The organism is Azorhizobium sp. AG788, from assembly GCF_943371865.1.
In the GTDB taxonomy this organism is placed as follows: Bacteria; Pseudomonadota; Alphaproteobacteria; order Rhizobiales; family Xanthobacteraceae; genus Azorhizobium.
In genome coordinates this window covers 38,137-48,774 of sequence record NZ_CALRWL010000047.1, presented here as the reverse complement: position 1 = coordinate 48,774, position 10,638 = coordinate 38,137, and the positions used below count along the sequence as shown (strand labels likewise).

9 protein-coding genes are annotated in these 10,638 nt (G+C 66.7%); 5 read left to right on the top strand and 4 right to left on the bottom strand.

The window, feature by feature from the left end:
* Both AAG816_RS21710 and AAG816_RS21705 read left to right on the top strand, forming a co-directional pair.
* Positions 1-578 (top strand): HlyD family efflux transporter periplasmic adaptor subunit (locus tag AAG816_RS21710; protein WP_341991772.1); only part of this gene is annotated, 578 nt, incomplete at its 5' end.
* Positions 578-2,158 (top strand): DHA2 family efflux MFS transporter permease subunit, encoded by a 1,581-nt coding sequence (locus AAG816_RS21705; protein ID WP_341991771.1) that lies wholly within the window; start codon positions 578-580, stop codon positions 2,156-2,158. The genes AAG816_RS21710 and AAG816_RS21705, both read left to right, overlap by 1 nt.
* Positions 2,159-2,191: 33 nt before the next feature.
* Here AAG816_RS21705 and AAG816_RS21700 read toward each other — a convergent pair whose 3' ends face one another.
* Together AAG816_RS21700 and AAG816_RS21695 are read right to left on the bottom strand one after the other, a co-directional pair.
* The gene (locus AAG816_RS21700; protein ID WP_341991770.1) at positions 2,192-3,328 is read right to left on the bottom strand and encodes a GGDEF domain-containing protein; all 1,137 of its coding nucleotides are present in this window, start codon (positions 3,326-3,328) and stop codon (positions 2,192-2,194) included.
* A gap of 96 nt (positions 3,329-3,424) precedes the next feature.
* Positions 3,425-4,606 (bottom strand): serine hydrolase domain-containing protein, encoded by a 1,182-nt coding sequence (locus tag AAG816_RS21695; protein ID WP_341991769.1) that lies wholly within the window; start codon positions 4,604-4,606, stop codon positions 3,425-3,427.
* A 220-nt stretch (positions 4,607-4,826) separates the two neighbouring features.
* On the opposite strand from AAG816_RS21695, the gene AAG816_RS21690 reads away from it, so the two are divergent.
* The 3 genes from AAG816_RS21690 to AAG816_RS21680 all read left to right on the top strand — a co-directional run bounded on the left by AAG816_RS21690 (position 4,827) and on the right by AAG816_RS21680 (position 7,864).
* Entirely contained in the window at positions 4,827-5,180 is a 354-nt protein-coding gene (locus AAG816_RS21690; RefSeq protein WP_341991768.1) for a hypothetical protein, read from the top strand.
* A 239-nt stretch (positions 5,181-5,419) separates the two neighbouring features.
* Positions 5,420-7,129 (top strand): methyl-accepting chemotaxis protein, encoded by a 1,710-nt coding sequence (locus AAG816_RS21685; RefSeq protein ID WP_341991767.1) that lies wholly within the window; start codon positions 5,420-5,422, stop codon positions 7,127-7,129.
* A gap of 237 nt (positions 7,130-7,366) precedes the next feature.
* Positions 7,367-7,864, top strand: coding sequence for a hypothetical protein (locus AAG816_RS21680; protein ID WP_341991766.1), 498 nt, complete (start codon positions 7,367-7,369; stop codon positions 7,862-7,864).
* Between the two features lie 8 nt (positions 7,865-7,872).
* Here AAG816_RS21680 and AAG816_RS21675 read toward each other — a convergent pair whose 3' ends face one another.
* Both AAG816_RS21675 and AAG816_RS21670 read right to left on the bottom strand, forming a co-directional pair.
* On the bottom strand, positions 7,873-9,171 hold the full coding sequence (locus tag AAG816_RS21675; protein ID WP_341991765.1) for an FAD-binding oxidoreductase: 1,299 nt from the start codon (positions 9,169-9,171) through the stop codon (positions 7,873-7,875).
* Complete coding sequence (locus AAG816_RS21670) at positions 9,168-10,571, bottom strand: glutamine synthetase family protein (protein WP_341991764.1); 1,404 nt, start codon at positions 10,569-10,571, stop codon at positions 9,168-9,170. Before AAG816_RS21670 ends, AAG816_RS21675 begins: the two co-directional genes overlap by 4 nt.
* Positions 10,572-10,638 lie beyond the last annotated feature (67 nt).

Here is a 10,638-nt window from a genome sequence, read left to right as displayed (position 1 = left end):
CCGCGGCCACCGTCGCCGCCACGGCGGCCGTGGCCTCCGCGGAGGCCACGCTCGAGGTGTTGAAGGCGCAGAGGGACGAGGCGTCGAGCACCCGCAAGGAGCTGGAAGCGGCGCTCGCCAAGGCGCAGCTCGACCTGGACGCCACGGTGTTGCGGGCGCCATTTGATGGCGTCATCGGCAACAAGGGCGTCGAAGTGGGTGACTATGTCACCGCTGGCAAGCGGCTTGCGGCGCTGGTGCCGGAAAATGGCGCCTATGTGGATGCCAATTTCAAGGAAACCCAGCTGCGCACGCTGCATGCGGGCCAGAGCGTCGATGTCATTCTGGATGCCGATCCCGATCATCCCATCGTGGGAACGGTGGAGAGCATCGCCCCCGCCGCCGGCCAGGTGTTCAGCCTGCTGCCGCCGGAAAATGCCACCGGCAACTTCACCAAGATCGTTCAGCGTGTCCCGGTGCGGGTGCGCGTTCCCGCCAGTGTGCTTGAAAGCGGTCGTCTGCGGCCGGGCCTCTCGGCGGTGGTGACCATCGATACCCGCTCAGACCCCAAGGCGAGCCGCACCGCCGAGGTCCGCTGATGGCCGCGGGAGCGGCGGTGGTGGGCGGGGTTGCGGCGGAGCCGCAGATCACCACCCGGCGCCTGATTGCGTTTCTGGCGCTGATCTTCGGCATGTTCATGGCGATCCTGGATATCCAGATCGTCTCCTCGTCCTTGTCGGAAATCCAGGCGGGATTGTCTGCCAGTTCCGACGAGATTTCCTGGGTGCAGACGGCCTATCTCATCGCCGAGGTGGTGATGATCCCGCTGTCGGGCTTCCTGGCCCGGGCCATGTCGACCCGCTATCTGTTCGCCATGTCGGCTGCGGGGTTCACGGTGGCCAGCCTGTTGTGCGCCACCGCCACCTCCATCAACGAGATGATCTTCTACCGCGCCGTCCAGGGCTTCATCGGCGGAGGCATGATCCCGACCGCCTTTGCCGCGGCCTATACCATCTTCCCCAAGCGCTACCAGCCGCCGGTGATGGCGCTGGTGGGCCTGGTGGTGACCCTGGCGCCCACCATCGGCCCCACAGTGGGCGGCTATCTCACCGATGCGCTCTCGTGGCACTGGCTGTTCCTGATCAACGTGCCGCCGGGCATTGCCGCCACGCTGCTGTGCTGGTTCCTGGTGGATTTCGACAAGCCGGAATTCAGCCTGCTCAAGCAGTTCGACGCGTTCGGTCTGTTGGGCATGGCGGTGTTCCTCGGCAGCTTGGAATATGTGCTGGAGGAAGGGGAGCGCGACGACTGGTTCCAATCGCAGACCATCGTGGTGTTTTCGATGCTGGTGGTGCTGGGCGCGCTGCTGTTCTTCTACCGCGCCTTCACCGCCGCTCAGCCGGTGGTGGATCTGAAAGCCTATCGGGACCGTAATTTTGCTGTCGGGTCCGTGCTCACCTTCATGCTGGGCACAGTGCTGTACGGACTGACCTATCTGTACCCGCTGTTCCTCGCCCAGGTGCGCGGCTTCAATGCGCTGCAGATCGGCGAGACGGTGTTCGTCACCGGTGGGGCGATGTTCGTGTTCGCACCCATCGTCGGCATCCTTGGGCGCAAGCTGGATCCGCGCCTGGTGATCGGCACGGGCTTCGTCTGTCTGATCATCTCCTCCCTGGAACTGCTGCCCATCACCAAGGACTGGGGCTTTGACCAGTTGCTGTGGCCGCAGTTGCTGCGCGGGGCAGCGCTGATGATGTGCATGGTGCCCATCAATATCGTCGCGCTGGGGACGCTGCCGCCCTCGCAACTGAAGAATGCCAGCGGCCTGTTCAATCTGATGCGCAACCTCGGCGGCGCGGTGGGGCTTGCGGTCATCAACACCGTGCTCAACAGCCGTTGGGACATGCATATGGCCCGGCTGCGGGACTCCGTCACCTGGTCGCGCCCCGGGGTGGTGGACACGCTGGCCAAGATGACCGCTGGCTTTGAAGCCACCTTGGGCTCCAACGCGGAACTGGCGGCCGCAAAGGAAGTGGCCAAGATGGTGCGCCAACAGGCGCTGGTGATGGCCTTTTCCGATGTGTTCTTCGGGGTCTCCATCTTTCTGTGCGCCACCACCTTGCTGGTGTTCCTGGTGCGCCGGCCCAAGCCCGGAGCGGGCGCCGCGCCGGCCCACTGACGGCGGGCGCTGGGGCCTCGCTCCGTGCCTGCCCTAGGGGGCGAGGCGCAGGGTGTTGGGGCCTTCGCGCTTGGCGTCGTAAAGCGCCTGGTCCGCGGCGCCCAGCAGGGCCTCGATGGAGCCGGTCCCGTCCAGGACCACCGCCAGCCCGCCGGATGCGGTGCAGGCGATGCCATGCCCCTGTGCGGCCAGATGATGGAATTGCTCCATGATTTGCTGCGCCACGGCGGTCGCGGCACTGGCATCGCGTCCCGGCAGGACCAGAGCGAATTCCTCACCACCGATCCGGCCGACGATGTCGCCTTCCCACAGGCACTCCTCTGCGGCATGTGCGAACGCCTGCAGCACCGCATCACCGGCGGCGTGTCCGAAGGTGTCGTTCACCGCCTTGAATTCATCCAGGTCGAAAAGGGCCACAGCGGCTGGCTTGCGTGTGCGGGCGCAGGCCGCCAGGGCGCCGCTGCCGCGCTCGAACAGCGCGCGGCGATTGCACAGGCCGGTCAGGGGATCTGTCTCCGCCATTGCCCGCAGCCGCTCTTCCAGGCGCTCCTTGGTCAAAGCGATCAGCAGGACGGCGCAGATCTGCACGAACACCATGCCCTCCAGCACGATCGCTCCGAGCCATTGGGTCTGTACCGGCACCACGCCCGGTGGAACAAACCCCAGGGAGAGCGGAACGCGCAGCATGACGAAGAGGGCGTGAAGCATCAGCAGCACGGCCAGTGGCGTACGGCCCCGCAACGGGGCGCCGGAGCGGATTTCCAGTGCGGCGAGCAGAAGATAGCTGGCGATGATGGCGCAGCCGACCGCTGTGCGCACATGGGTCGACTCAAACAGGGGCGGCGTGAGGGTAAATCCGATCCACAGGACCGTCCCGAGCCCGATCACCCAGAGGGGCGCCGGGCGCCGATTGAAGGCGCGCGCGCCGGCCCAGGTGATCCCGATGCCGAGCATGACCATCCCCGGACCGACCATCTGGCCGAGTTCATGGGGAATGTCATCCCGCGCGGCGAATACCGCTGCGCCCAGGCCGGCCAAAAGGAAGCCGCTCCCGCCGCGGGCAAGGATCAGTTCCGATTGATCCTCATACCAACTCCAGAGCAGCACGAGGCCGCTGACGGTGAGGCTGGCGATCAGGCCAGCGAAGAGAGTTGTTGGATCGAACCACATTCGGTCCAGACTAAGCTCCGACTGTTTAGTTCTCGTTTAAGCCTGGAGGTAATGTCAGCTGCGCGGTGAGCGCTCTGAGCATCAGGTATCCCGTGCTCACGCCTTCCAAAGAAGTCCCAGGGCCGCGTTGCCCAGTCTGACCGCCGGCGGTCCATTGGCGAGGACGAACACGCCATGGCTGGATGGCTGCCCCGTGCCCTGCCACGCGGTGAACCCCATCCACGCCGTAAATCCCCGCACGCCGCCATCCTTGTTGAGCACGGTCACCGCGCCATCGCCTGTAGGCAAGGCTTTGCGGAACCAGCCGTAGGCGGTGGACGGGGCATTGCCACCCTTGCAATTTCGCGCGTGGAAGCTGGGCGTCTGCTGATAGGCGAGGGCGGCATCTGTCAGCCCTCCGGGCCGCCGGCCCATGTTGTAGGCCAGATAGGACAGCATGTCGGCCCCGGTGCTGACGATGCCTCCGGCGCCGACCGTTGGTGGGGTGGTCGGGGCATAGGAGGCATTTCCGGGCAAGGGCTGCCACTGGTGCGTGTAGCCCATGGGCAGCTGCGGGCGGAGCCTCGGGGCGAAGACATGGGTATCGCGCGCACCCAAGGTACCGCAGAACGCCTGCAGAGCCTGCGCGTAGCGGGCCACGAAGGCCTTCGTATCGGTGCCGGAGAGGCCGACGCTGGCCATGGCCAGCAGCGCCCACCCGAGGTTCGAATAGGCGTAGCATGTCCCCTGGGGGATTGGTCCGGGCAGGCCGTTCACATAGGCAAAGAGGTTGTCCAGCGTCGCCATTGCCCCCGGCGGATAGACCCCGCCCCGATTGTCCTGCGGCAGTCCCGGCTGGTAGATGGCGAGATTCTCCAATTCCAGGGCTGCCACCGCTGGCGAAAGCGGCACGGCACCGCCGAGGGCCGCGCCCAGCGTGCCCGCGTACGGGCCATGGCGCTGATAGGCAAGGGCGGAGGTGAAGACCTTCGAGATGGACCCGATCTCGAAGGAGGTCTGCGCATCCAAGGGCAGGGGCGCCCCGGTCGCTGAGGTGAGGCCGGCGCCGCCCGCGAACAGCAGGCGTCCTTCGGGCGCGTCCGGCCCGATGATGCCGAGCACGAGACCGAGCTTCGCGCCCTGCGCGCTGCGCGCCCGCGCTGCGGCGCCATCGATCAGAGCCTGAATCCGCTCCGGTCCTGCGCCGGCCTGTGCGGACCGGCCCAGCAACGCCGGTGCCGCCGACAGGACGCAGGCACCGGTCAAGGTCCGGGTGAGAAAGGTGCGCCGCGTGTGCATGACAAGCTCCCGCCGCATGGGAGCAGCGGTGCGGGGGGATGGCAAGTGGGCTCGGCCAGCCGGCGCCAGAGAATGGCCGTGCGTGCGCGGCGGCGCCCTGCATTTCGGCTTGAAGCCGGCGCGTTCCGGCTGCATGGAAAAGCAGCGCCTCCGGCTCGCTCCATCGCATGGGGATCGGTCGCGCGCAGGTACATGAGCCCGTGGGGCAATGGAGCTGATCATGACGCGGACCTTGGCCATGATGGGGATCGGTGCGCTTCTCGGGGTCGGAGCCTTCGCGCCCGCCGCCGCGGCACAGGACTGCCTGGAACAGATCGTTGCGTTACAGAACCAACTGCCGCAACCGCCCCTGAACGCGCCTCTCACCGGCCCATACGGGACGCAGAGCGTCGGTGCCCAGCTGAACCATGAGCCGACGCCAGGATCCATGGCGGCGGCAGAAGGCGGGGCTGCGCCCCAGCTCTCCGGAGCCCAGGCCTATCTCAACAAAGCGCAGAATCTCCAGGCCGCGGGTGACAAGGCGGGCTGTCTCCAGGCGGTCGGAGAGGCGCGGAAGCTCATAGAGAAAAAGTAGTGCGCAGCCGGGCTGGACTTTAGGTAACTACTGATATCGATCTCTCATAACCTAAATTGGGTACAGAGGTAAAATGAGGTGTCGCCTAGGTTTACTGGCGGCTGCGAAGACTGCAGTCGCAAGCATTTAGGGATGGCGAGACGTCGCAGCGGTGATGTTTGCCGGTTAACCGTCATACGCCCGTAAAGTATCATCCGGCACGTGGTGCGCGAATTGTTTCCCTCGCCCGGAATTATCCCATGCGCCTTTTTCGCCTTCCCCATTTCTCGCTGCGCGTCACCATCGGGCGCAAACTGAGCGCCGTTCTTGGGCTTCTTGCCATTCTGACATTTGCGGTCTCGGGGTTCGGTTACCTGCAGATCGCATTGGAACAGCAGCGGGCCGAGCAGGTGGAGACAATCTGGAGCGGCGCGTTGCAGGCCCAGACCCTGGCCCGCGCCATCGAACACGCCGTGGTGCAGGCGAATGCGGTTTACACGGCCCGCGACAAGGTGGCAGCAAAGGGCAAGCTGGAAGGTCTGGAGCAGGCGCTGAAGGAGATCACCGCCATCCGTGAGCCGTTCTTCGCTGCCCTTGGAGATCAGCTGGATCCCCAGCGCAAGCGCAAGCTGCAGAACCAGCTCAACGAATTCATCGCCTACCAGGAAGATACCGCGCAACTGGGCCTCACTATCTCGCCCGCCGCGGCGTTGCTCCAGGCTTCCGAAGAACCCACCATCAAGAGCCGTGAGCAGATGATCGCCAGCATCGAGGCCCTCGGGCGCGAAGTGCTGGAGGGCCTGGATCGCACCCGCGCCGCCGCCGAAGCCTCGCGGTTCGACGCCCAGGTGGCCCTGATCGCCGTTCCGGCGGTGGGGCTCATTGTCGTTCTGGCGGTTGCCGGGTGGCTGACGTCGCGCCAGATCCAGCGTCCGTTGATCCGGCTGAAGTCCACCATGGTGGCGCTGGCGGACAACAATCTGGATGTGACCGTCCCCTTCACCCAGAATCGCGACGAGATCGGCGAGATGGCCAAGGCCATCGCCATCTTCCAGCAGGCGCTGCGGGAGAAGCGCGAAGCCGATGCGGCGCTGCTGGCCCGCTCCGCCGCCGACCATGCGCGGGCGGAATATCTTGCCGACGCCGCCAAGGCGTTCGAGCGGGAAGCCCTGGCGATGATGGGCGCGGTCCAGGAGGCAGCCGAGAAAATGAGCCTGGCGGCCAACGCCATGTCGGACGCCTCCCACGCCACCCAGAGCGAAGCCAAGGTGGCTTCCGATGCCGCGGACGCGGCGGCTCGGGCGGTGGATTCCATTGCCGGCAGCGCCAAGCATTTGTCGGAATCCGCGGACGAGATCGGCTCGCGCATCCGCACCACCAGCGAGATCGCCGCCGCGGCCCTCGTCGAGACCGAGCAGACCGGTCAGGCGGCCAGCCAATTGGTGGCCGCGGTCAGCAAGATCGGCGATGTGGTGGGGGTCATCGCCTCCATCGCCGAGCAGACCAATTTGCTGGCCCTCAATGCCACCATCGAGGCTGCCCGCGCCGGCGACAAGGGACGCGGCTTCTCGGTCGTGGCCAGCGAGGTCAAGGCCCTGGCAGAGCAGACCGCCCGCGCCACGGCCCAGGTCACCGACGAGATCACCAGCATCCAGGGCGCCAGCCGCGGCACCTCCAAGGCGGTGGATCTCATCGCCGAGACCATCCGCAACATGAACATCCTGGCCCGTGAAGTGGCGGAAGCCGCGGTGGGTCAGGGCCACGCCAGCCGCGACATTTCGGTGTCGATGGACGAGGCGGCGGATGGGTCGCGCACGGTGTTCGCCAGCATCGGCGGCGTGCGCGCCTCGGTGGCCTCCAACGTCAGCCATGTGGACGAGGTGCAAAGCCTCGCGGTCAACCTCGCCGAGCGGGCGCGGGGGCTCGGTCAGTCGGTTGAGACCTTCCTGCAGTGCGTCCGCGCGGCCTGACGCGGCCCGGACCCCATCTTCGCACCCGTTGCGGGGCTTAAGGCCCTGCGGCGGGTTTCATTGGAATCATGCAAGACGAAGCTTGCGTTTCCTGGCAGGCTGCCCGTGGGGTGGGGTCTCCGGCGCCTTCGCCGGTTTCCGCCATGGGCTTGATGCCTGACGCCCGGACGGTCCCCCGCCAGCAGCGATCGCGCCGGCGGGAGGCTCCCGCGCCGAGGCGTCGTCGGGGGACTGGGCATGTTCGACATCACGACCTTTACCGGCTTTCATACGTGGCTGAGCCTCATTGCCATCGCCACCGGCGTGGTGGTTCTGGCGGGGATGTTCGCCTCGCGGATGCAGCCGGTGTGGACCGGCGTGTTCCTCGCCACGGCGGTGGCCACCAGCGCCACCGGATATGGCTTCCCGTTCTCCGGCGTGCTGCCCTCCCATGTGGTGGGGGCGATCGCGTTGGTGATCCTGGCGGTGACGCTGGCCGCCCGCTACGCCTTTCACCTCGCCCGCGCTTGGCGCTGGATCTATGCCGCCGGTGCGGTGGCGAGCCTATATTTGCTGGTGTTTGTCGCCGTGGCCCAAGCCTTCGGCAAAGTCCCGGCGCTGCACATCCTGGCGCCGACCCAGTCCGAGCCGCCGTTCGCCATCGCCCAAGGCGTGGTGTTGATCGTGTTCGTCCTGCTCGGCATCGGCGCGGCCCGCGCCTTCCAGCCGGCGCGGGTGAGGGCCGCGTTCGCTTGAGCGCAGGCTTATAGCCGGTCGCGCAGCGCGTAATAGCTGAGGCCGGCCACCAGGAGGGGATAGCGCAAGGCGGTGCCGCCGGGAAAGGCCGGCACTGGGAAGCGCTCCAGCACCGCCAGCCGGTCCAGCCGGCCGGCCACCGCCTCCGCCAGGATCCGGCCGAACAGGGGCGCCAGCAGCACCCCCTGGCCGCTATAGCCGGCGGCCACCAGCACCCGTTCCGACAGGCGGCGCACGAAGGGATTGCGGGTCATGGTGATCCCCAGCGTCCCGCCCCAGCCATAATCGACGCGCACGTCGGCCAACTGGGGAAACACTTTGAGGATGAACGGCCGCACGAAGGCCGGCACATTCGCCCGCAGCGCCCGGCGGTAGCTCTCGCCGCCGCCGAACAGCAGCCGGTCATCGGGCGTGAGACGGAAATAGTTCACCACGAAGCGGCTGTCCGCCACCGCCGCGCCATTGCGGATGAGGGTGCGCGCCCGCGCGCCCAAAGGCTCGGTGACGGCGATGTAATTGTTGATGGGCATGACGTGGGTATCCACCCGCCGGTCCAGCCCATCCATCAGGCCGTTGCCGCATTCCAGCAGCCGGTCCGTCTGCACCACGGCGCCGCCGGCGGTGGTGATGCGCACCGCGCCGCCTCCCTCGGAGATAGCCACGGCGGCGCTTTGTTCGAAGATCCGCGCCCCGGCCGTCTGCGCCGCCCGGGCCAGGCCGAATGCCAGCTTCAGGGGGTGCAGGTGCCCGGCACCGGTGTCGAGGGTGCCGCCATAATAAGCGGGCGATCCTACCAGGGCGCGCACCTCGTCGCGGGAGAGGGGCGTGATCTGGTCGTAACCATAGGCCTCGCGCAGATGGCGGGCATAGGCATGGCCGTGGGCCACGTAGCCGGGCTTGTGGTCCGCATGGATCAGGCCATCGACCAGGTCGCACGGGATGTCATGGGTGGTGATGAGCTGGCGCAGGAAAGCCTTGGCGTCCTGGGATAGGTCCCACAGCTTGCGCGCATCGTCCTTGCCGAGATGAGCTTCCAGATACTCCTGGTCGCGCCGCTGCCCGGTGTGGATCTGCCCGCCATTGCGGCCTGAGGCGCCGCAGCCGACCCGGCCCGCCTCCAGCAGCACCACCTCCATGCCCGCCTGCGCCAGATGCAGGGCCGCCGAAAGGCCGGTGTAGCCGCCGCCCACCACCACCACGTCGGCGCGGGTGTCCGCCTGCAGCGTTGGGAAAGCCGGCGGCGTGCCGGCCGTCGCCGCATACCATGAGGCAGGGTGCGCGGCGGTGGAGGGGTCGCGGGGCCTCATACGTTCAGCAGCAGATATTCCCGTTCCCAGGGCGAGATCACCCGCATGAAGGTCTCGAACTCGGCCCGCTTGACGGCGGCATAGGTGCGTATGAAGCGCCGGCCGAGCACTTCGCCCAGTTCGTCGCAGCCGACCAGTTCGTCCACCGCCTCCAGCAGGCCGCGGGGCAGGTCGAACGGCTTGTCCTTGGCATCGCCTTCCAGGGGATCGGTGGGGCGCAGGCCCTGCTCAATACCCAGATAGCCGCAGGCCAGCGAAGCGGCGATGGCCAGATAGGGATTGGCATCGGACGACGGCACCCGGTTCTCCACCCGCCGCGCCTCCGGCGGGGAGGGGGGCACGCGCAAGCCGGCGGTGCGGTTGTCATAGCCCCACTGCACATTGATGGGCGCCATGGAATCCGGTGTCAGGCGCCGATAGGAATTCACATAAGGCGCCAGGATGCTCAGCACCGCCGGCAGATATTTCTGCTGGCCGGCAATGAAGGAAAAGAATTCCGGCGTGGGGTCGCCATCGGCATCCGAGAAGATGTTCTTGCCGGTCTTTGTATCCACCACCGATTGGTGGATGTGCATGGCGCTGCCGGGCTCGTTGGCGATCGGCTTGGCCATGAAGGTGGCGTAGATCTTATGGCCAAGCGCTGCCTCGCGAATGGTGCGCTTGAACAGGAACACCTGGTCGGCGAGCATCAGCGGGTCGCCGTGGCGCAGGTTGATTTCCATCTGCGCGGCGCCGTCCTCATGGATCAGCGTGTCGATCTCCAGGCCCTGCGCCTCGGAATAATCGTAGATGTCCTCGAACAGCGCGTCGAACTCGTTCACCGCCTGGATGGAATAGGACTGGCGGCCGATCTCCGGCCGGCCGGAGCGGCCCACGGGCGGCTTCAGCGGGTAGTCGGGATCGGTGTTGGGCTCCACCAAGTAGAATTCGATCTCCGGGGCCACCACCGGCGTCCAGCCGTGCTTGGCATAGAGGCCGAGCACATTCTTCAGCACCTGACGCGGGGATTCCTCCACCGGCCGTCCGTCGCGATGGTAGGCGTCATGGACGATCTGAGCGGTGGGATCCTGCGCCCAGGGCACGGTGCACAAGGTGGCGAAGTCCGGCTCCATCACCAGGTCCGAGTCCGCCACCACGGAATCCACCAGTCCCTCATAGTCGGGATATTCGCCCGAGATGGTCTGGAAAAACACCGAGAGCGGCAGGTTCATCACCGGCGAGGAATAGAATTTGGAGGCCGGCATGATCTTGCCGCGCGCCACGCCCGCCAGATCGGGCACGGTGCATTCGATTTCCGTGATGCCGCGGGCCGCCATCCAGGCCTTGGCCTCGACCAGGGATTTGACGCCGCGCGGCGCCTCGACGGTCAGTTTCGCGCTCGCCTTGCTTCGTTTGGCCATGGATCCCTCTGGCACGATCTCCGTGCGCGCTAAGGGAACACCTCCCCACCACCCGGTGTCAACGCGA

Coding starts and splice junctions, on each gene's coding strand:
- AAG816_RS21705 (WP_341991771.1), top strand. CDS start 578: ATGGCCGCGGGAGCGGCGGTGGTGGGCGGGGTTGCGGCGGAGCCGCAG.
- AAG816_RS21700 (WP_341991770.1), bottom strand. CDS start 3,328: ATGTGGTTCGATCCAACAACTCTCTTCGCTGGCCTGATCGCCAGCCTC.
- AAG816_RS21695 (WP_341991769.1), bottom strand. CDS start 4,606: ATGCACACGCGGCGCACCTTTCTCACCCGGACCTTGACCGGTGCCTGC.
- AAG816_RS21690 (WP_341991768.1), top strand. CDS start 4,827: ATGACGCGGACCTTGGCCATGATGGGGATCGGTGCGCTTCTCGGGGTC.
- AAG816_RS21685 (WP_341991767.1), top strand. CDS start 5,420: ATGCGCCTTTTTCGCCTTCCCCATTTCTCGCTGCGCGTCACCATCGGG.
- AAG816_RS21680 (WP_341991766.1), top strand. CDS start 7,367: ATGTTCGACATCACGACCTTTACCGGCTTTCATACGTGGCTGAGCCTC.
- AAG816_RS21675 (WP_341991765.1), bottom strand. CDS start 9,171: ATGAGGCCCCGCGACCCCTCCACCGCCGCGCACCCTGCCTCATGGTAT.
- AAG816_RS21670 (WP_341991764.1), bottom strand. CDS start 10,571: ATGGCCAAACGAAGCAAGGCGAGCGCGAAACTGACCGTCGAGGCGCCG.